Source organism: Paraburkholderia sp. MM5477-R1 (assembly GCF_050436385.1).
Taxonomy (GTDB): domain Bacteria; phylum Pseudomonadota; class Gammaproteobacteria; order Burkholderiales; family Burkholderiaceae; genus Paraburkholderia; species Paraburkholderia tuberum.
In genome coordinates this window covers 832,802-853,539 of sequence record NZ_JBNDMC010000007.1, presented here as the reverse complement: position 1 = coordinate 853,539, position 20,738 = coordinate 832,802, and the positions used below count along the sequence as shown (strand labels likewise).

At 61.1% G+C, this 20,738-nt stretch carries 18 protein-coding genes, 1 tRNA gene, 4 pseudogenes and 1 other annotated feature; of the genes and pseudogenes, 14 read left to right on the top strand and 9 right to left on the bottom strand.

Annotated elements, in window-relative coordinates; translation table 11 throughout:
- Positions 1-302: 302 nt before the first annotated feature.
- The 3 genes from OKW35_RS32810 to gloB form a co-directional block, all read right to left on the bottom strand.
- The gene (locus tag OKW35_RS32810; RefSeq protein ID WP_429554254.1) at positions 303-1,544 is read right to left on the bottom strand and encodes an MFS transporter; all 1,242 of its coding nucleotides are present in this window, start codon (positions 1,542-1,544) and stop codon (positions 303-305) included.
- A 263-nt stretch (positions 1,545-1,807) separates the two neighbouring features.
- Complete coding sequence (locus OKW35_RS32805; RefSeq protein ID WP_429554253.1) at positions 1,808-3,496, bottom strand: transglycosylase SLT domain-containing protein; 1,689 nt, start codon at positions 3,494-3,496, stop codon at positions 1,808-1,810.
- A 157-nt stretch (positions 3,497-3,653) separates the two neighbouring features.
- Positions 3,654-4,445 (bottom strand): hydroxyacylglutathione hydrolase, encoded by a 792-nt coding sequence (gene gloB / locus OKW35_RS32800; protein ID WP_090801121.1) that lies wholly within the window; start codon positions 4,443-4,445, stop codon positions 3,654-3,656.
- A gap of 18 nt (positions 4,446-4,463) precedes the next feature.
- Between gloB and OKW35_RS32795 the strand changes: the two genes are divergently transcribed.
- From OKW35_RS32795 to OKW35_RS32740, 12 genes and pseudogenes are all read left to right on the top strand, one after another.
- Positions 4,464-5,345, top strand: coding sequence for a class I SAM-dependent methyltransferase (locus OKW35_RS32795; RefSeq protein ID WP_429554252.1), 882 nt, complete (start codon positions 4,464-4,466; stop codon positions 5,343-5,345).
- Complete coding sequence (gene rnhA, locus OKW35_RS32790) at positions 5,342-5,788, top strand: ribonuclease HI (protein ID WP_184028269.1); 447 nt, start codon at positions 5,342-5,344, stop codon at positions 5,786-5,788. Before OKW35_RS32795 ends, rnhA begins: the two co-directional genes overlap by 4 nt.
- An 81-nt stretch (positions 5,789-5,869) precedes the next feature.
- A pseudogene (gene dnaQ / locus OKW35_RS32785) lies at positions 5,870-6,605 on the top strand (DNA polymerase III subunit epsilon).
- Between the two features lie 48 nt (positions 6,606-6,653).
- A tRNA-Val gene (locus OKW35_RS32780) sits at positions 6,654-6,728 on the top strand.
- A 173-nt stretch (positions 6,729-6,901) separates the two neighbouring features.
- Entirely contained in the window at positions 6,902-7,939 is a 1,038-nt protein-coding gene (locus OKW35_RS32775; protein ID WP_429554251.1) for a site-specific integrase, read from the top strand.
- Positions 7,940-8,101: 162 nt separating this feature from the next.
- Positions 8,102-8,740, top strand: coding sequence for an AAA family ATPase (locus tag OKW35_RS32770; RefSeq protein ID WP_429554250.1), 639 nt, complete (start codon positions 8,102-8,104; stop codon positions 8,738-8,740).
- A gap of 12 nt (positions 8,741-8,752) precedes the next feature.
- The gene (locus OKW35_RS32765; RefSeq protein WP_429554249.1) at positions 8,753-9,013 is read left to right on the top strand and encodes a plasmid partition protein ParG; all 261 of its coding nucleotides are present in this window, start codon (positions 8,753-8,755) and stop codon (positions 9,011-9,013) included.
- A 65-nt stretch (positions 9,014-9,078) separates the two neighbouring features.
- The gene (locus OKW35_RS32760; protein WP_429554248.1) at positions 9,079-9,288 is read left to right on the top strand and encodes a hypothetical protein; all 210 of its coding nucleotides are present in this window, start codon (positions 9,079-9,081) and stop codon (positions 9,286-9,288) included.
- Between the two features lie 54 nt (positions 9,289-9,342).
- The gene (locus OKW35_RS32755; RefSeq protein ID WP_429554247.1) at positions 9,343-9,561 is read left to right on the top strand and encodes a hypothetical protein; all 219 of its coding nucleotides are present in this window, start codon (positions 9,343-9,345) and stop codon (positions 9,559-9,561) included.
- Positions 9,562-9,568: 7 nt separating this feature from the next.
- Positions 9,569-10,546 (top strand): AAA family ATPase, encoded by a 978-nt coding sequence (locus OKW35_RS32750; RefSeq protein WP_429554246.1) that lies wholly within the window; start codon positions 9,569-9,571, stop codon positions 10,544-10,546.
- A 13-nt stretch (positions 10,547-10,559) separates the two neighbouring features.
- Positions 10,560-10,931 carry a hypothetical protein gene (locus OKW35_RS32745; protein ID WP_429554245.1) on the top strand — a complete coding sequence of 124 codons (372 nt, stop codon included), beginning with the start codon at positions 10,560-10,562 and terminating at the stop codon, positions 10,929-10,931.
- Positions 10,928-11,809 (top strand): HAD-IA family hydrolase, encoded by an 882-nt coding sequence (locus tag OKW35_RS32740; RefSeq protein ID WP_429554244.1) that lies wholly within the window; start codon positions 10,928-10,930, stop codon positions 11,807-11,809. Before OKW35_RS32745 ends, OKW35_RS32740 begins: the two co-directional genes overlap by 4 nt.
- Positions 11,810-12,834: 1,025 nt before the next feature.
- Here OKW35_RS32740 and OKW35_RS32735 read toward each other — a convergent pair.
- The 6 genes and pseudogenes from OKW35_RS32735 to OKW35_RS32710 all read right to left on the bottom strand — a co-directional run.
- Complete coding sequence (locus OKW35_RS32735; RefSeq protein WP_429554243.1) at positions 12,835-13,896, bottom strand: IS110 family transposase; 1,062 nt, start codon at positions 13,894-13,896, stop codon at positions 12,835-12,837.
- Positions 13,897-14,246: 350 nt separating this feature from the next.
- Positions 14,247-15,094 (bottom strand): annotated as a pseudogene (locus OKW35_RS32730) (IS110 family transposase); the annotation flags it as partial.
- Positions 15,095-15,284: 190 nt separating this feature from the next.
- Positions 15,285-16,292, bottom strand: a complete 1,008-nt coding sequence (locus OKW35_RS32725) for a tyrosine-type recombinase/integrase (RefSeq protein WP_429401663.1) — start codon at positions 16,290-16,292, stop codon at positions 15,285-15,287.
- On the bottom strand, positions 16,285-17,235 hold the full coding sequence (locus OKW35_RS32720) for a tyrosine-type recombinase/integrase (protein WP_090812608.1): 951 nt from the start codon (positions 17,233-17,235) through the stop codon (positions 16,285-16,287). The genes OKW35_RS32725 and OKW35_RS32720 overlap by 8 nt, the downstream gene beginning before the upstream one ends.
- Entirely contained in the window at positions 17,232-18,491 is a 1,260-nt protein-coding gene (locus OKW35_RS32715) for a site-specific integrase (RefSeq protein WP_429554242.1), read from the bottom strand. The genes OKW35_RS32720 and OKW35_RS32715 overlap by 4 nt, the downstream gene beginning before the upstream one ends.
- Before the next feature lie 157 nt (positions 18,492-18,648).
- A pseudogene (locus tag OKW35_RS32710) lies at positions 18,649-18,819 on the bottom strand (IS110 family transposase); the annotation flags it as partial.
- Between the two features lie 207 nt (positions 18,820-19,026).
- Here OKW35_RS32710 and OKW35_RS32705 point away from each other — a divergent pair.
- Positions 19,027-19,488 (top strand): DUF6685 family protein, encoded by a 462-nt coding sequence (locus tag OKW35_RS32705; protein WP_429554241.1) that lies wholly within the window; start codon positions 19,027-19,029, stop codon positions 19,486-19,488.
- Positions 19,460-20,708, top strand: a pseudogene (locus OKW35_RS32700) (IS3 family transposase). The gene OKW35_RS32705 and the pseudogene OKW35_RS32700 overlap by 29 nt, the downstream one beginning before the upstream one ends.
- Positions 19,738-19,854 (top strand) — a sequence feature (AL1L pseudoknot). (Overlaps the previous pseudogene by 117 nt.)
- Positions 20,709-20,738: the final 30 nt, after the last annotated feature.

The window sequence follows — 20,738 nt, the reverse complement described above, 5'->3', positions numbered from 1 at the left end:
CCCTTCTTGCTACGCCAATGGCGCGCGGCGGATGAACGGTATGGGGGAGGTAGGCGCTAGGGTGCGGGTGGATAAGCTCAAACCTTCAAATTATAGCCTGAATCCACTGTTCCCTCCAAATGGGAGATAGGACGAGGCGTTGAGGCGACGTGCCTGGGCGGACCTTCAAAGCCTTGCCGGGCCGCGTCGCCAGGTACTTGCCACGCCTGTCCATGCGGTTCTGTCGAGACACCACTATTGTGACGGGGACCGAACCGCCGTAGCGGCTCCTCCGGGTCCGACGCAAGGCCTGGCGCGGCCGTTCAGGCCTCCTGTTCCGCGCGCATCTCGCCCGAACGGGCAAGCTGCCGACCCGGCAACACGTACCAGATCGCACTCAGCACCTGCAGCGCGACGAGGATTTCCCACGCGCTCAGATGCGCGAGCGCCGGGTAATGCCCGCCGCTCGCCGGCCAGTGCGACAGCACCGCGCCAACGCCGATCTGGAAACCGAAGATCAGCAGAAAAATAACTAGCGTCAGCGTCGTGTTGACCCGGCCGATCATCTGCGGCGGGAAATGCCGCGCCATCACCGCGTAGCTCAGAATCCCGGTGCCGCCGAAGATGCCGTAGGCGGCCCACAACAGGCTCGCCGGCAACGGCGCGTTAAACATGATAAGCATCTGCGTCAGCACATATAGCGCCATGCCGATGCCGCAGAACGCGTACAGCGAGAGGCCGCGCCGCTCGAGACTACGCGCCGCCGCGCCGAAACCGACGCAGCCGGCCATCATCGCGAAGCCGAGAATCGACACGAGCGCCGCCGCCTGGTGCGGCTCGAAGCCTTGTACGTCGCGCAGCCATGCTCCGACCCACAACGACTGCATCGCGTAGAAGACGCCTTGCGTAACGACCGAGAACGACGCGATTTTCCAGAATGCCGCGCTGCGCAGGATGTGCCACGTACCCTTGAACTGCGCGACGATGCTCGCCTGGCGATGCGTTTCGCGCGCGTCCGGAGCGAGCGTCCATTGCGCGAGCGCAACCGCTACCGTCAGCACACCGAGTCCGACGCAAACCGGGCGCCAGCTGGAAAAACCGAGCACCCACGTGAGCGGCGAACCGACCATCACGCCGCCGAAACCGCCGATCGCCATTACAAGCCCGTTCATCAATGGCAAACGCGCCACCGGAAAATGCTGCGCGAGCGCCTTGAACGCGGCGCCGAGACATACCGACACGCCAACGCCGATCAGCAGCCGCCCGACCATCATCATGCCGAGACTGTGCGCGGCGCCGAATACCCAGATGCCGAGCGCGGCAAAAAGCAGCGTGACGGACGTCACGCGACGCGCGCCGAAGTGATCGAGCAGCACGCCAGCGGGGATCTGCGCGCCCGCGAAACCGAGGAAATACAGACTCGTCAGCACACCCAGATCGGCGGCTGACAGACCGAGATCGCGCGTGATGAACGGCGCGAAACCAAGATTGACGCCGCGAAACACGTAAGAGACGAAGTAGCCGGCGGAAAAAAGCAGAAAGACGCGCAGTTGGGTCGACGACATAAATCAGGAAGTAAACCTGGAAATGACCTCAAGAACCTTTCCCGAGGTTCGGACGGATCAGGACGGACCGGCACCCCGCGGCCAACGCGGCCGAAGCACGAACAATAAAGTAAATACCGCAAACGCGCAGGAATCGTCCGCGCAATGAAAAACGCCGTCACCCTGAGGTGACGGCGTTGGATGAACACGGTACGTGATCGGAGCGCAATCCATGCGCTGCCCCCGCAACGCATGTGGTCACTACCGTGAGAGCCGCTATTGGTCTATTTACCCTTCTTCTTCGCGTTGGCCACGGTCTTCGGGCGGCTCTCAGCCGCGGCCTTCGACGCCTTGCCGGGCTCCGAGGCCGAGACCTTCTCGACCTTGCCCTTGCTGGCAACGGGCGCCGCCGCCTTGTTACCCTTGCCGCCCGGCTCGGAGACCTTGACGATGGCGGAGTGGCCGCGCCCTTTCTTCTTATCGTAGCGCGATTCACCGTGTGTGTCTGCGACGTGGACGCCAATCTTCTGCACACTGCCGCCTTGCACGTCGGCGGCGATCTTTTCCGGACCCGGCTCGCTGGGTACCGGCTTGCCGACCGGCACGTGCAGCACGATCACCTGGCCGCGCGAAACCTGATCGCGATGCGTCCTGTTCCACGCCTTCAGCTGACCGACCGACACGCCGTAGCGCACCGCGATGGCCGCCATCGACTGATTGCGACGCACGCGGATCAGCATCTTGCGCGTGTCGGGTACGTCGGGTTCCATCGCGAGCACCGCGCTTTCGGCGACGTCGGCGCTGATGTCCTCGTCGTCGTCCGAGCCGCGCGGAACGACGATCGTCGAGCCCGGCTTCAGGCGCATACCGACCGGAATCTTGTTCACTTCCATCAGCGTGTCGGGGTCGACGCCGATCTTCTGTGCGATCGCCGCGGGCGTCGCGCGTGCGTCGACCGTGTAGGTGGTCCAGGACGACAGCGAGCCCGAGTACGTTTTCAGATTGCGCTCGAACGCGGACGCGTTGTCGAAAGGCAACAGAATCTGCGGCTGCGTCGCGCCGAGAATCACCGGCTTCCTGAACGACGGGTTCAGCGAACGGAACTCGTCCGTCGACATGTTGGCGAGCCGCGCGGCGACGTCGACGTCGATGTCGTGCGAGGTCGTGACCGTCACGAAGTACGGGTGGTTCGGAATAGACGGCAGGGTGAGCCCGTACATCTGCGGGTTCATCACGAGGTTCTTGACCGCTTGCAGCTTCGGCACGTAGTTGCGCGTTTCGTTCGGCAGACGCAGGCTCATGTAGTCGGTCGGCAGACCCGCCGCCTCGTTGCGCGCGATCGCGCGCTGCACGTTGCCCTCGCCCCAGTTATACGCAGCGAGCGCGAGCTGCCAGTCGCCGAACATGTCGTGCAGGTTCGACAGGTAGTCGAGCGCGGCACTGGTCGACGCAAGCACGTCGCGGCGCTCGTCCTGCCACATGTTCTGCTTCAGGTTGTAGGTCCGGCCCGTGCCCGGCATGAACTGCCACATACCCGCAGCCTTGGCGACCGACAAAGCCTGCGGGCTATATGCAGACTCGATGAACGGCAAGAGCGCGAGCTCGGTCGGCATATGGCGCGACTCAAGTTCCTCGACGATGTGATACAGGTATTTCTGCGAGCGCTCGGTCATGCGCTGCACGTAATCGGGACGCTGCAGATACCAGTTCAGCTGCATGTCGACGAGGTCGCTCTGCAGGTCCGGCATCTGGAAGCCACGGCGAATGCGGCCCCACAGATCGGCGTCCTGGCTCGTCAACTGATTGACGGAGCTCTGGTCGACGTTGATGGTTTCTTTAGCGGTGGCGTTCTTGCGAAGGGCGTCGGCTACGGCCTGCTGGCTGGCGGGGTTAGTGGCGGTATTCGTCGTCGGTCCCTGACTCGCGCACGCGGCGAGTGTCAGGACCAATAACGCACTTAAGATAAATCGCATGAACGTCTCGGTTTCCACAAGGGCTGGAATTTGCAGCCGATAGTACGAAACGTCAACGTTTCCGTCAATTGGAAAATCAAGAAAAAAATCAACCAAATCTGGGGCTTGGCGAATTTTTCCGATTCATCGCGTGAAGAACCGCCGAATGCGCTCCGGATCAACGGAAGCGGTTCTTCCATTCGCGCATCAATGTGAAGGCCTTCAGCCGGTCAGACACCGTTTCGTGCAATCGTGCTTCGAGGTTCGACTGGATCGCCGGCTCGCCTGCGCGCAGGAACGGATTGACCGCGAGCTCGTGCGCGATCGTGGTCGGCAGCGTCGGCTGGTGGCGGGCGCGCAACTCGTTCGCCTTGTCGCGCCACGCCTGCAGTTCGGCATTGTGCGGCTCGCAAGCGAGCGCGAAGCGAATGTTCGACAGCGTGTATTCGTGTGCGCAATGCACTTCGGTTGCGCCGGGCAGCGCGGCGAGCGCATCGAGCGAATTCAGCATCTGCTGCGGCGTGCCTTCGAAAAGGCGCCCGCAACCGCACGCGAACAGTGTGTCGCCGCAAAACACGTGCGGCGTGCCGCGCGTATCGGCCGCCTGGAAATAGGCGATGTGTCCGCTCGTGTGTCCGGGCACGTCGAGCACACTGAATTCAAGTGCGGGTGCAGCGATCGTCACGTGATCGCCACTCTTGAGACGATGTGTCAGGTGCGCGATCGCTTCGCCGGCGGGGCCGTAGACCGGCACGTCCTGGCCGTTCAGCAGATCGGCCACCCCGCCGACGTGGTCTTGATGATGGTGCGTGAGTAAAATAGCGCTCAGCCGCCAGCCTCGTTGGGCCAGACAGGCGCGCACAGGGGCGGCTTCGCCCGGATCGACGACGACCGCGTGGTGTCCGTCGGCAATGACCCAGATGTAATTGTCTTCAAACGCCGGGACCGGTACGTACTCGAGCGCATTCATAGGCGACGCATTTTTAATATGACTGACCGAGCGATTATAGACTGGCCCGCCTGGACCGATTCGCCGCCAGGCCGCTACGTGCTCGACTGGGAGCAAACCCAGCTCGATCGCGTGGTGTCGGACGTGTTCGGCTATCATGCGCTGCAACTCGGCCTGCCGCAGCTCGACGCGCTGCGCGAGAACCGCATGCCGTGCCGCGGCCTCGTGCTCGACGCGGCGAGCGGCGCGAGCGCGCCGTACACGTATCCGCGCTGGGCACGTCGTGGCAGCGTGAGCGGCATCAGCAGCGCGGGCAACGCTGGCGACGACAACCGCGCGAACGCCGCGCGAGGCGCCCCTGGTCTGCACGCGCCGGCCGGGCGCAGCGCGGTCTGGTGCGACCTGCTCGATCTGCCGTTCGAAGCGCAAAGCGTCGACCTGCTCGTGATGCCGCATACGCTCGAATTCACCAGCGACCCGCACCGGCTGCTGCGCGAAGCCGAACGCGTGCTGGTGCCTGAAGGCCAACTGATCATCCTCGGCTTCAACTCGTTGTCGCTGTGGGGAGTACGGCAGTCGATCGGCAAGATGACAGGCCGCCCGTTCGTGCCCTCCGCCGTCGATCTGATCGCGTTCACGCGCCTGAAGGACTGGATCAAGCTGCTCGGCTTCGACCTTGAACGCGGGCGCTTCGGCTGCTATCGTCCGCCGCTCGCGAGCGATCAATGGCTCGCGCGTTACGGCTTCATGGAAGCCGCCGGCGACCGCTGGTGGCCGATTTTCGGCGCCACCTACATGATCAAGGCGATCAAGCGCGTGCGCGGCATGCATCTCGTCGGGCCGCTCAAAGTGAAAAAGCCCGTGCTCGCGGCAGGCCTCGCGCCCGCCGCCACCCCGAACACACGAAACCACACCGAATGACTCCAGATCACATCGACATCTATACCGACGGCGCCTGCAAGGGCAATCCCGGCCCTGGCGGCTGGGGCGCGTTGCTGCGCTTCGGCAGCCAGGAAAAAGAACTGTTCGGCGGCGAGGCCAACACGACCAACAATCGCATGGAGCTGATGGGCGTGATTTCCGCGCTCGAGGCGTTGAAGCGCCCGTGCAAGGCGATCGTGCACACCGACTCGCAGTACGTACAGAAAGGCATCAGCGAGTGGATTCACGGCTGGAAGAAGAAAGGCTGGGTCACCGCGGCGAAACAGCCGGTCAAGAACGCCGATCTGTGGAAGCGGCTCGATGCGCTCGTCGCGCAACACGAGATTGAATGGCGCTGGGTGCGCGGCCACAATGGCCACCCGGAAAACGAGCGCGCCGATCAGTTGGCCAATCGCGGCGTGGCATCGCTCGCCGAGATGTAAAGAGCGTGCGCGCATCGGCAACACCGCGCGCCGCCCTCCCCGCTTTTTTTCCGCAATTTTTTCGAAGCAGGCTAATCCGACATGCGTCAACTGATCCTCGATACCGAAACTACCGGCCTGAACGCCCGCGGCGGCGACCGGATTCTCGAACTCGGTTGCGTCGAGCTCGTGAACCGCCGGCTGACCGGCAACAACCTGCACTTCTATATCAACCCCGGGCGCGACAGCGATCCGCGGCGCGCTCGCGGTGCACGGCCTTACCACGGAATTTTTGAGCGATAAGCCGAAGTTCGCGGAGATCATCGACCAGTTCCGCGATTTCATCCAGGACGCGGACCTGATCATCCACAACGCGCCATTCGACATCGGCTTTCTCGACGCCGAGTTCGCGCTGCTCGGTCTGCCGCCAGTGAGCATGCACTGCGGCGAGATCATCGACACGCTCGCGCAAGCCAAGCAGATGTTCCCCGGCAAGCGCAATTCGCTCGATGCGCTGTGCGACCGCTTCGGCATCAGCAATGCGCACCGTACGCTGCACGGCGCGCTGCTCGACTCGGAACTGCTCGCCGAGGTCTATCTGGCGATGACGCGCGGTCAGGAAAGCCTCGTCATCGACATGCTCGGCGAAGCGCAGGCCGGCGGCGATACGCACGCGCCGCGTGTCGCACTCGACTCGCTCGAACTGGTCGTGATCGCTGCGAGCGACGACGAAAGCACCGCGCACGAAGCCGTACTCGACGATCTCGACAAAGCGCTCAAAGGCGCAAGCGTATGGCGTCTTGAACCCGCGCCGGCAACTGATGAGCAAACTGCTTAAAAAAGACTAGACGAACCCTAAATTCCCTGACATAATTTCGATCTCTTCGGGTGGTTAGCTCAGCGGTAGAGCACTGCCTTCACACGGCAGGGGTCACTGGTTCGATCCCAGTACTACCCACCAGAATTCATGGTGTGTGAAAGCCCAGAAGAATCAAGGCCCTACGGCGAAAGCCATAGGGCCTTTTTGTTTTCCGGCAACCGAGCCTAACTCGCCCACAACGCCATTAGGCGCACCACGGGCGCAGTTGAAAATAGCCCCAGACACAACAACGTCCAACATCGTCTGGAGCATCAATGGCAGCAATCTGGAAACGTGGTCCGTACTGGCGCGCGTACATCCGACGGCAGGGCTACCCCTACCAGGCCGAAACGTTCGACACGAAGGCAGCCGCCGAGGCGTGGGCACGACGCATCGAAGCGGAAATGGACCGCGGTGCCTTCGTCGATCGCACCGAAGCAGAGCGCAACACCCTTGGCGACCTACTTCAGCAATACGCCGAAAAGGTCTCGCCCGGCAAGAAAGGCGGCGACGGCGAAATCCTGAGGATCCGCAAGCTCCGCACCGATCCCATCGCCACCTACAAGATCACCGCACTCACCAGCCAAGTCGTCGCGCAATTTCGTGATCGTCGCCTCAAAGGCGACAAAAACCATCGTGCGGTCAGCGGCTCGACGGTCAATCGCGACCTTAACCTGTTGAGCCACGTCCTCAATGTTGCCAAGATGGAATGGGGCGTCCACTTCGAGGCCAACCCCGTCTCGCTCATTCGCCGCCCGCGCGAAAACCGCGCTCGCACTCGTCGGCTCTCGCCAGGCGAGGAACAACGGCTTCTCGCCGAGCTCGCGCCAAGTCCACGGGACGAGCACGGCCGCTTTGAAGCCGGCGGTAGCCGGAACGACTGGGTTCGGCCAGTCGTAATCATCGCGCTCGAGACCGCGATGCGCCGCGGCGAAATCCTTTCGCTACGCTGGCCGGACGTGTTTCTCGAAGACAGATACGTCCGACTCCACGACACCAAAAACGGCGAAGCTCGAGACGTGCCGCTCTCCAGTCGTGCCGCCGCCACGCTTGCTGACCTGCCCCGTCACAATAGCGGGCAGGTTTTTCCGGTGACACCCGACGCGCTGAAGAAGGTCTTCGTGCGCGCGAGCGAACGTGCAGGCATTGCAGACCTGCATTTCCATGACCTGCGCCACGAGGCTACAAGCCGCATCGCCGAACGACTTGACAACATTCTGGAACTGTCAGCCGTGACCGGACATAAGACGGTCCAGATGCTCCGTCGGTATTACCATCCGCGCGCGTCGGATCTGGCGAGAAAGCTGGGCTAGTGCGCCCCGGATGGATTGACACGCCACCACTGAAATTAGCCTAACTCGCCCACAAAGCCATTAGGGTTCCGCGCGCCGACACATAGGATGCGTTCAACGTGAGCCAACCCGGAGTGACTCAACTCGATGGAGAGGCACTCAACTCATTCAGGGGAAGTAGCGATGATTCTGCTGGTCGCCGCAGAAAAAGGGGGCGTGGGCAAATCAACGATTGCCACGAATCTGGCCGCGCATCTGGCAAGCCAGTCGATCGACCTCGTAATGGTCGATGCCGACATCCAGGCGACCTGCACCAACTGGGTAGCGCGCCGCGATGAACTCAAGCGGTCGCCCGCCGTGCCGTGCGTCCAACGTTCGGGCGAAGTCGCCTCGACGCTGCGTGAACTGGATCGTCGCTATGCCGTCGTGATCGTGGATGCCGGCGGACGCGATTCCCGTGAAATGCGCACGGCTATGGCGGTGGCGAACCTGCTAATTATCCCCACGCAAGCATCTCAGGCCGATCTTGAGACGTTCCCAAAGATGAACGAATTGGTCGCGCTCGCACGCGGCTTGAATCCGGACTTAAACGCGTCCGCCGTGCTCTCGCGCGCGCCGTCCAATCCGGTAATCCGCGAAGTCGAGGAAGCCCGCGAACTGCTCACTCAATTCGAGCAGCTTCAGCTCGCCGATACGGTCATCCGGGATCGCAAGGTGTACCGCGATGCCCTCCTCGCCGGCAAGGGCGTCACCGAACTCGACAACAGCCAGGCACGCGCGGAGATCCAGCTTCTGGCCCAGGAATTTTTCGACCTCAACTAACAGAATGCGCCGATGACCAGCAAATTCAAGCTCCCCCTGCCCGCAGCCACGGCAGAGCCCCGTCCGACCAACACCGAGGAATTCGCAAATGGCGCCGGGATGGTCCACTCGCAGCAGCCGCAACGGCCTCTGAAACCGGTGCGGCTCAACCTCGACCTAACGCCGGATTTGCATGAACGAGTTCGACGCCGTGCAGCCGATCTGCGGCTCACCGGCGCGCAGTATGTGCGGGAATTGATTTTGAAGGACCTGAGGGATCGAATGCTGGAGTGACTGAACTCCACTCAACCCTGAGTGACTTAACTCAATTCGCGTGCCCCAACTCATAGGAGAGGCGTATGCGCCAGACGCTGGAATATACACTTTGCCGCACCCATCAAGGTACACCGCTAATCACGCTCGATTCGCCGTTGGGCAACGGACAGGAAAACAAGCCCGACACACTCCGCGCGCTCGCTTACGCATTGCTGGATGTAGCCACACAGGCGGAGCAGCAAGAACCTAGCCGCAAACACTACAGGTCGCGCAAGCGCGTTGTTCAATTTTGAAGCGGCCAACCGACCGGCGGGCCTGACCACTACCCACCTATCAACGAGGTGAATATGGCTGCATCCGTTGTGCCCCACCGGCTGGCGCCCATTCCACCGGAAGCCGACCTGGCCAACATATTCGAGCGTGATGATCCGACGCTCATGTCGTTGGCACGTCTTGAAGAACTCGCAACTGCCTGCTCGAACGACTACCCAGTCGAGCCGGTGTCCCTGTGCGGGCTCATCGAGCTGCGCCTGTTCGGCGGTTCGCCGATGTGCCACGCAGGTTGAGGTTGCCATGAAGAATCATGTGGAATTTCTGGATGTGCACGAATTCGTCGGCCTGCTCGAGCGATGCAATCCGGGCAAGGAAGAGGAAAAGACGGTCAGTCGCTGGGCCACCATGCTGCTCGAAAACGGTCGAAAGACATTCGGCGCACTGCGCACAGAGGTACTTGACTTGCGCCTTGATAAGCTCGCACAGCATCACCCGAACTTTGCTGAGGTGATCGGCTGGATCGAAGCGGAGCTGGCATTCGCCAAGGTCGCCGGGCGAGGTCTCGACTTCCAGCGGCTGCTGCTCGTCGGCCCACCGGGCACTGGCAAGACTACGTTCGGCCTAGAACTGGCGGACGTGTTGGGCGTGCCGTCCGAGGTCGTCGCGATGAACCAGCGGCAGGCCGGCTCGTTCTTAACAGGTACCGAACAGCACTGGGCGAACACTCAGCCTGGAGCGGTGTTCAGACTGCTGGCTCGCTCTCAGGTCATCAATCCAATCATGGTGCTCGATGAGATCGAGAAAGCCGCCAAGGATCCGCGCTGGGATCCGCTAGCCGGTCTGTGCACGCTGTTGGAACGCCGCACGGCAAGGCAGTTTGCCGATGCGGCGCTGCCCGACGTTCATCTAAACGCGTCGCACGTGAACTGGATTGCGACCGCCAATTCGACCGAAGACCTAAGCCCGGCCCTGCTGTCGCGCTTCAACACGTTCGAGATTCGTCGGCTAACGACCGACGAAATGGCCGCGCTCGTGCAGCGCATGTACGCGCGCCTGATTGACGAAAATCCCGGCGTACGCACGCACGTCGATGAGCAACTGCCGGCTGACGTGTCCGATGCGCTCGTCGGTGCGATGGAATCCGGCCGCGACATCGATCGCGTGCTTCGCCGGATCTTAGGCCGTGCGCTTCAGTCTGGTGGACGCATGAACGTCGGCATGATGGTCGAAATGGTCGCAGTACCGGCTGCTGCGCGACAGAAGATCGGCTTCGTCTGATACGGGAGCGGGAATGGAAACCTGGAAAAGGGATATGAAAAAGGTATGCGGCATCGACATTACCGAGAGCCCACATGGATTCGAGTCAGACGACCTGCGTGACGCGCAGGGTGCTGTGGTTGCGGCTCTTCTCAGGGGGCGTACGGAACTACTGGCGTGTCCGCAGATTCGAGCCTACTCAACGGGAACGCCAGGCTGCGCCATCGACACCTCCGTCACGTACAAGCCGGAAGAAACCGGGTTCATCATTATCGGCGCATTGCCGCCAGTCATTCGTGACGCGTTTTTGCGTGAGCACGGACCCGCCTTCATCCTCCTTGAACCGCGCGTCAAGCTCGCTCGGAGCGGAGACTGGGAACATTTCGTCGGGATGCTAAAGCAATGACAAAGCATTCGAAACGGCGCGAAAAGTCAATAGCAAGTCTCCGCTCGCTGAAGGACGTGTCTTTGGGCCGCGAAACCCGGATGACCGCCGCGGAACTGATAAATGTCCTTCAGCAGCTCCCAGAGCATGCTCGCCTCAGTGTGTACCTCTCCGAGAGAGGTCTACCACGCATGGGGGAAACACTTCATCTGCTCGAATCGCCGAAGAACGCGACCCGGCTACGCAACGCCATCGCCGAATTTCGAGATGCAAAAGCAATCGAAGCACTCAGACAGCCCCTGGTCGCGTCCAGTCTTGCGGAGGTGGCGTTTGCCCCCGATATACAGGCCGTTATTTTTGATGCCTTCGGAACCCTTTGCCGGATCACTGATTTGCGCCGACCGTTCCATCGCCTGGTCGATCTCGGCGGGGGAACTGGGTTCTGGGCTGCGCTGAAGACGCTTATGACTCAACCCTTCGACCTGCGGGAAGGAGCCGTCGCGCTGGGGCTCGACCCAAAGCCTGAAGTCATGGAGGCGCTGGAATCCGCCCTTACCGCGGAGCTGGCGAGCATCGAGCTTTACCCTGAAGTGCACAATGTCTTGGCGACCCTGCGTGAGCGCGGCATCAAGCTCGCCGTCGCGTCCAATCTGGCAAGGCCCTACGCGGCCCCTCTGCTTGCGCTACTGCCGTTCGAGCTGGATGCATATGCCTGGTCGTTCGAGGTCGGCTACCTGAAGCCAGATCGCCGGATTTTTAAATGGACGTGCAAGCGGCTGGGCGTTGCCCCTGAAAACGCGCTCATGATCGGCGATAGGCTGATCGCGGATTACCAGGGCGCCCAGACCGCTGGTATGCAAGCGATCTACCTACGGCGAGCAGAAGACCATGAAACCTGAAAGCAGTCAAACTGCAGCGCGTGGGCTCCAGTCTGCGGCGTTCCGCTCAGCGGCGAACGCCCGGCCAAGTGCTGCCCCGTTATCGCTCATTTCCTGGCTCCTTGGACTGGATCTTCGTTCGATATATCGGGAGCTCGCCGACCCTCGCAAGCGTCGTTTGGGCGCGAGGCGTCATCGCTGAGACCAACGATTCGGCCCGTCTTTCGGTCGAGAAAGGCAGGTTGGATACCCTTTGCATCCAATTCACGCACGGCTTTGGCAACGGCCGTGTTGGCTCGCGCCAGAAACTTAGAGCTCTTCATATAGCGGCCTAGCTTGTCGGCTGGCATGGCGTGTTCTCCTATTGTTACAAGCATACGCCGACTGCCCGGACCCTCGAAAGTGTTGATTCGCGGCCGAGCCGGCACTTGCGCGACCAAATAATCTCAATCTCCGGGCAGAACGGGACGAACTTTTGGCTCCTGGAGGCCGGTCGGGCGACCCGGTATCCCGATGTGCGCCAGCTACACACGGCATAAAGCTATTTGGCGGCAACGCTGGGTCCTCGTGGCACCTCCCCATGTTGCGCGAACGCGACCTGCACCAGCGCCCGTCCGCTCAACTAACTGCCGACACCCATTAGCGGGCCGGTGTCAAGTGAGCAATCCACATCCCCGGCTGCACCAGCAGCCGCTTCTGCGACGGAACGCGCCAGACACCCATCTATAAGGACTTGCCCGTTTTAGCAAGAGGGGTTGAAGGGGCTTGTACTGGTCCGTAATGCGTCTCCTGAGTCATCGGCACACATGCGGCGTGTAGCGGCGGGAGAGACTGCGCACCTATAAACGGCCTTGGTGGGCGATATGGTTGCTGCGCCCGGGCCCGGATAGTAACCGCGCAGCAGGACTCCATTCGGGATGCGGCGAATACAGGGGCTGTAGCGCCTGATGGGTGTTCGAGTTCGCCTGCTGCCGGTCTGACCTGTCGCTATCGTTGCCTGTTGCGTCCTATGTTGGGAGGGTATTCAGTGTGATGCTGCTCGCGGTTCACGCGCCCGCCGTCGGACGGGGACGGACGGGCGCGTGGGATGGATCAAACTTCTCGCCTTTCGCAAGAATTGCCCACAGAACACGGGCGTGCTTGTTGGCGATGGCGACGAGTGTCTTCTGGTAGCCGACGCGGGCCTGCAGCTGGAGAATCCAGCGTGAGAGCCGGTCGTCGCGTCGGGGCGCGGCGGCGATGGCTGATCGTGCGCCCAGGACCAGCAGAGTACGCAGGTAGTCGTTGCCCTGTTTCGTGATACGGCCGAGCCGCCGCTTGCCGCCGCTGCTGTTCTGTTTGGGCACCATGCCAATCCAGGCTGCGAGCTGGCGACCGTTCCTGAACTGGCGCGCGTCGACCACGGTCGCGACCGTGGCGGATGCAGTGAGGGGCCCGACACCACACACCTCCATGCATCGCTTTGCCTGGATATCCTCATTGGCGTGCTCGGCGATTTTTCGATCGAACCAGGCGATATCCTCATCGAGCGCGTGCCATTTCTCCCACGCGCGCATGAGGGCCTCACGCGCAGCTCCGGCGAGTTCGTTGCTGGCGTCTTCGACGCAGTCGACGAAGTATTTGTGCAATTGGTTGATACGTTGGGGGAAGAACACGCCAAACTCGGCGAGCAGTCCCCGCAACCGGTTGATGAGCGCGGTACGCTCCTCGACATAGCCGGTACGCATACGGTGAAGCGCGAGCACGCTCTGCTGGGCCGGTGACTTGACGGGCACGAAGCGCATATGGGGCCGGCTGGCAGCTTCGCAGATGGCTTCGGCGTCGCGCGCGTCATTCTTCACACGGGCACCGCCCTTGCGGTAGGGAGCGACGAACTGTGGTGGAATCAGACGAACTTCGTGTCCGAGTGCACGGAGTTTGCGGGCCCAGTAATGGGCGGCGCTGCAGGCTTCCATGGCGACCAGGCAGGGCTTGAGATTGGCAAACCAGCTCAGAAACCGGTTTCGCGCAATCGCCCTGCGGGCGACGACGCGCTCGGCGGCATCGACCGCGTGGATCTGGATGACGTTCTTGGCGAGGTCAACGCCGACGCGGGTGATCGTGTCCATGACTTCCTCCTTGGAGCAAGGTTGCTCAGCGGCCCCATGATCGCACCGAAGGCTGGCGCTCCGCTGGCCGGGCAAGTCCTTTACCAATTCTGGATCAAGCGAAGGGCAATACTGCAGGTGCCTTTCGCCCTGGCGGCTATGCCGCCCCGGAAGAACTTTGGTGCCGTAATGCGTCCATGGGGTTCGCACAATTGCGTGGGCTGTGGATTGTCGGCGCCAATCCACAGCTGGCTCGCATTCCGGGCGATCCGCTTTTACTGCATATCGGGGACGGCGGCACGGCATCCCATTCAATCTCGGTGGCTGTTCGCCAGTCAACAATCAGGGTTTGCCGGTCGCCGTCGAAACTCTTATGCGAAGCAGCGCGTCATATCGAATGGTTTATGCTCCTTCAGCATATGGAAGCATGCGCGGGCGAGCTTGTGCGCCAGGGCCTTGCGCGCCAGGATGGTATTGGTCTTGCCTTTCTTTCGCTCGTAGAAACGTTTGGCCTCGGCGCAATAGCGCAGCGCAAAATTGGCCGCCTCGATGAACGCCCAGGACAGATACGAGTTGCCATTCTTTGTGTTGCCTTCGCCTTTCTTTTTGCCGTTGCTTATACGCTGGCTGTCCACGCACCGCGCATAGGAAGCGAAGTTACCGGCGCTGGCGAAGCGCTCGATGGTGCCTACCTCCAGCAGAATGACAGTTGCAAGGGTTTGGCCGATGCCCGGCACGTGGTCAGCAGGGTGTAGTCCGCGTCTGGCGTGACCTTTTGTTGAAGACGCTTTTCCACGATAGCGATCTGCGCGGAGAGCGTCGTGATGACCGCGACGTTGGCCCGAAGCGCGAGTGCGACGTCCTCTGGCAGGCGCATTTGTTTGATGGTTTCTTCGTCGAGTCGGATAACCTGATTGCTCGTGATTCGCGTGCCGTACTGACGCGCCGTTGTGTTCTCGACGGCGAGGATGTGGCTGGTGCGGCTGCGCACCAGTTGCATGCGTTTGCGGGCCAGGTCGCGCACCTCACGGTGCTTCGCTGGCAGAATGGTGCCGGTAGGCAGGATGCCCAGGCGCAGCAGGTGGGCGAGGTAGCGCGCGTCGGTCTCGTCACCGCTGTGCTTGAGCCCATCATATTTTTTTATTGCCGTGGTGTTGGCCAGATGGACCACGAAGCCGGCCGCCTGCAGGCCGTCGACAAGCCAGTACCAGTTGAACGTTCTATAGAAATGTTTCTATAGGACCTTTTATGGACGCCCCGGAATTATGCACGGTTTGTAGTTGAGGACAACGGAGCGCGCGGCGTGGGTGCCGATATGAATCGAAGTACGGGACCGTGCCGCGCGAGCTTTTGAATTCCTGAGCATTGCTGGGCCAACCGATCCGATCACTTCACGCGGCCGAGCATAATCACAAGCCCTCGAGAAACTGCAGCACGCGGTCGGTGGGCCGGTAGCGCCGTTGCCTGCTGTGGGGCAATTGAAGCGTACTGAGGGCTCTTTCCTTCATTGCCAGGTCTGCCTCTATGTACATGTGCGTGGTCGCTGGGTTCTCGTGACCCAGCCACAGCGCAATGACCGTGAGGTCAACGCCAGCCTGAAGCAGGTGCATGGCAGTCGCGTGCCGGACCAGGTGCGGTGAGATGCGTTGGCCCTTGAGTCCCGCGCAATCAGTTTCCACAGCCTGGTAGGCGAGGTTAAGGCGATCGGTTATTCCGGTTCGCGTCATCGGTCCGCCTGAACGATTTGGAAAGAGCCACTGTCCGGGTGAAGCGCCAATTTGCCGAAGCCAGAGCCGGATCCGGCTTGCGGTGCTGCGCCAGAGCGGGACCACACGTTCTTTGCGGCCCTTACCGTGAAGACGTACAGAAGGGCTTCGATCCAGATCGACGTCGCCAACGCGTATGCCGATAAGTTCGGATACCCGAGCGCCGGTGTTATAGAGAGTCGCCAACATCACGCGATCGCGCTGGCCGCACCATGTGTTGGGGTTGGGTGCATCGAGCAAGGCGCATATTTCTTCTCGGGAGAGGAAGCGGACCAGCGGGCGCTCGTAACGCTTCATCGGGATCGCGAGCACCTGTTGAATCGTGCCGAGCGATTCTGGTACTCGGGACGCAGCATAGTGCAGAAACGAGCGAATGGCGGCAAGCCGGAGGTTGCGGCTGCGGATGCTGTTTTGGCGAACCACTTCGAGATGGTTGAGGAAGTCGAGAACCAGTGGTGCATCAATATCGCTGAGTTCCAGGCGTTCAGGTTTCCGATGCAATCGCTGTTCGGTGAATTCGAGAAGCAGCCTCATAGTGTCGCGGTAAGCGGCCACCGTTCGCGGGCTGGCGTTACGCTGCTGTATCAGGCGCTCCATAAAGAACTGCTGCAGCAATTGCGCAAACGTCGGTGATGAGTTCAGGTCAAGCATGATTGCCTCCTTGAACGAAGTGCTCGAAGCGATCGCCTGCGATGGTCATCAGCTCAGGTATTGCCGTTATGTACCAGAACGTATCGGTGACCTGGGTATGTCCGACATAGGTGGAAAGCACCAGCATCGCATTACCGACATCGATCCCCTCCTGATACCAGCCGATAAGACGGCGGCAGATAAAGCTGTGCCTCAGATCGTGGATGCGCGGGTGCGGGTGACCTCCTCGGGCCTGCCATCCGAGCTGTGCTCGAAGACGGGCGAAGGCATATGCGATCTGACGATAGTTCACTGGCCTCCCGCGGTCTGACACGAAGAACGCGTCGGTCGTCGACGCGGGCAGCCTTTTATCCCGAATACACACATAGGTACGGAGGGCTTCGGTAGTGGTCGGATGTAGAGGAACCTGGCGGGCTTTCCGAAACTTGCTCTGACGGATCGTGAGCAGGCCGCGTTCCAAGTCCACGTCCGATCGCCGAAAGTCCAACGCCTCCGAGATACGCAAACCCGTGGCCGCAAGCAGACCGAAGACGGTTTCACAGGTAACTGGACGCAGGCTGCCGGCGGGCGGAAGTCGTCGCGCAGTATCCAGCAACGCGTCGATCTCCTCCTCCGAGTAGATATGCGGGGTCAACCGTCGATGTCCTGGTCCACAGAGTCCTGGCGATGCAATTTCGGTGGCGGGATCAAACTGCAGGCGATACTTGGCGAACGGGCTCAAGATTCTTAGCCGACCTGCTCTCGTGGTGGCTGTCGTGCGGCTGGACGAACAGGCCCAACGCAAGGCCAGTTCTTCCGTGATCGGACCGCGGTGACCGATTTGATCGGCGAAGCGTGCAAAGCACAGCAGCCGCCTTTCCTCACTCTCCAAAGCGAAGCCGAGTCGCCGGCGGCATTCGAGATAGTCCTCGACCAGGGACACCATGGTAGTGGCGCGCTTCATGTGCGTCTCCCCGGCCATGGCAAGGCAACGGTGTTGAGCCTGGGTAGATCGACTTTGACATAGATGGTCGTCGTGTTGACGTTGCGGTGGCGCAGTAGATCGGCGATGTCTTTGAGACTTGCCCCTTCCCTGAGTAGCCTTGATGCGACCGAATGGCGTAGCACATGGGTTCCGGTCCACCGCTGAGCGAGGCCACACCGGGCGTAGGCACAGCGTACGGCATTACGCACCAGGCTGGGCCCCACCGGTTCATCGCGCGGAGCGCGGTGCCGCACAAACAGTGCGCGGCTTTCCGTTCGCGGGCGCCCGAAGCGCAAATAGTCAGCGATCGCGCGCCCCGTCTCCAAAGGCAACGGCAGAAGTGTTGTGCGCTTTGCCTTCGCTTTGGCAATCCGGAGCGTCCCTTCTCGCCAATTCAAGTCATCGAGCTGGATAAAAGCCACTTCGCTCGCCCGCAGGCCCAGGTCCACCAGACAGCGAATGATCGCGTAGTCACGTCGGCCGGTTGGACACGTATGATCGAAGGAATTCACAAGCCCCGCCAGTTCTGAATCGGTAAGAGAATCCGGTAACGCCGCTAGACGCCAGTAAGCGACTCTTGGGACTGCGGCAATCAGGGGTTCGGTAGGTTGTCCGTGTATGCGACGGAAACGCAAATAACTCCGCAGACAGTCGCCAATGATTCCTGCTGTCCGGGGTTGGCAGCCCGCGGCGCGATCAGTCACGAATCGACAGATCTCATCTGGCTTGAGGCATTCAAGCGCAATCGGCCCCCAGCCAAATCGGGCAATGAGGAATTCACGGACGTAGCGCAGACGGTAGAGACGCGTTGCTGGTGCTAGCCCCTGCACATCCTGAAGATAAGCGTCAAAGAGCCGAAGTTCTTCACTTATGAAACTGGAAACCGGCGCTGATGTCGAGGGAATGATTCCCTCCGAGCGCAGCATGTGAAGCAGATGACGCAGCGCGCGGCGAAGGTTTGCGGGGGTGCGGGGACGTGGCTTGCTGCAGTGGCAGACGGGAAGGTGCTCCGTGAGAAAGCGATGCAGCACCGTCTCGTCGATGTGATTGATAGCGATGCGTCGCGCAGTCAACCACCGTCCGAAGTGGGAGGCGCATTGCAGATAGTTCTCTTTAGTAATACCCGCATATCCGTGACGCCCCAAGTAGTCGGTGAAATTCCCGACGACGGGTCCAAGTGCGCCGTACCGCGCGCGATTGCACACGACAACTTCAGAAACGACTGGCGTGATCATGATCGCTCTCCTGAGAGATGGCGATGAAGCCATCTGGGAAGAGCAGTATCTGTTATGCAAGGTTGGCCGATGGTGAGGCGCTACCTGGCACCCAGAGGAATTGGGCGTCGCACCTCAGCATGACCGACAAACCGTGCATAATTCCCGGGCGTCCATAATACGTGGATTCGACCACGACGCCTGCCAGCCCGGCTCGCCACGGGGCAAGGAACGCCAGAATCCTTGCCAGGTCGTTCGGCAGCCGCTTTTCTGCGACCACGCGGTCGGTTTCGTCGATCACGCTCACCACGCTGTTGTTCGAATGCAGGTCAATGCCGCTATAGTTCATGATGGGCCTCCTTCCGGTTAAAGCGCTGTTGGCAAACTCACTTTAACCCCGTAGCCCGTCAGGGCGGCGGCGGAGGCCCGCTAGATGATTTTCAATCACGCTCAAGAAAACCTGCGGGAGCGCCGATATAGCGAGGGTTGAAAGGACCGCTACCTAACGTGCCTTGGCTCCATGAAGGGGGCGTCACAATACTGCAGAGAACAATAAATGCCCCCATTCTTTCGTTGGCTCGCGGATTTAGTGCTTCACGACCTTGGCGTTCCCGCAGCGGCCAACCGCTGGATTGGCGCGAACCCAAAGCTTCGTATCGACCTGGCAACGCCTCTCAAGACGATAAATGTGCATGATATTGTTCGCTGGGACCGGTGGGGCGGCGTTGCGCAGAACGATGCCGGGGTTGTCCAGTGGTGGGAGCCAGCGGGCGCCGATTGGAGAGTCGAGACCCGCCTGCGTCACTCTATCGAGGAAACGACGACCTCCAATTGGGCGTGCGACATCAGAGCGGTTGCAGGTTTTGCGGCGTCGAAGTCTGAACTGTCGGACTTTCGATCGACGGACGATATGGTTGAAGCCAACTCTCGAAGCATGATTGAACCGCCCCGGATTTGGTGGAGGCTCCAACTCTTGAGAAAATGGAGCCATGAACAAGTCGAACAAGTTTTCTGCTGAAGTCCGGGAACGTGCAGTGCGCATGGTGCAGGAGCATCGCGGCGAGTATCCGTCGCAGTGGGCGGCGATCGAATCCATCGCCCCCAAGATCGGTTGCACGAGCCAGACATTGCTGGGGTGGATCAAGCGAGAGGAAGTGGATAGCGGGGAGCGTGAGGGCGTGACTACGTCGGAACGCGAACGCCTCAAGGCACTGGAGCGCGAGAACAAGGAACTGCGTCGTGCCAACGAGATTCTGAAGCTGGCGAGTGCGTTTTTCGCCCAGGCGGAGCTCGACCGCCGCCTGAAGTCCTGAAGGCCTTCATCGATCAGCATCGCGATACCTTCGGGGTCGAGCCGATCTGCAAGGTCTTGCGGATTGCCCCGTCGGGCTACCGGCGCCATGCCGCGCTGCTTCGTGATCCGTCGCGGCGGTGTTCGCGCAATCCGCGATGAACGTCTGCGGCCGGAGATCAAGCGGGTGTGGCAGGCCAACATGCAGGTCTACGGCGCGGATAAAGTCTGGAAGCAGATGAACCGGGAGCGTATCGCGGTGGCGCGCTGCACGGTCGAACGGTTGATGAAGCAACTGGGTTTGCGCGGCGTGATGCGAGGCAAACGTGTTCGCACGACTGTTCCTGATGCCATAGCCCCGCGCCCGCTGGATCGGGTCAATCGCCAGTTCAAGGCGGCACGGCCGAACCAGCTCTGGGTTTCGGATTTCACCTACGTTTCGACGTGGCAGGGCTGGCTGTATGTGGCCTTCGTGATCGACGTGTTCGCTCGCCGTATCGTCGGCTGGCGCGTCAGCTCCTCGATGACCACGGACTTCGTTCTGGATGCGCTCGAACAGGCGCTTTACGCGCGGCGCCCGGGTGACGACGGAACCTTGATACACCATTCGGACAGAGGGTCCCAAGGCGGATTCAACCGGTCGTCGCAACACCTTTGATCGAGGAGGTGTTGCATGGGACGAAGTGCAAAGCAGGTGTATCGGCAGCCGGGGCGACAGCTATGACAACGCCTTGGCTGAAACGATCAACGGCTTGTACAAGGCTGAACTGATTCATCGCCGCACCTGGAAAACGCGGGAATCCGTTGAACTGGCAACGCTGGAGTGGGTGGCTTGGTTCAATCATCATCGATTGATGGAACCCCTCGGCTATATCCCGCCCGCTGAAGCTGAGGCAAACTACTATCGGCAACTTGAAACAACTGCCGCTGAACCGGCATTAACTTAAACCAACCAGCCTCCACGATTCCCGGGGCGG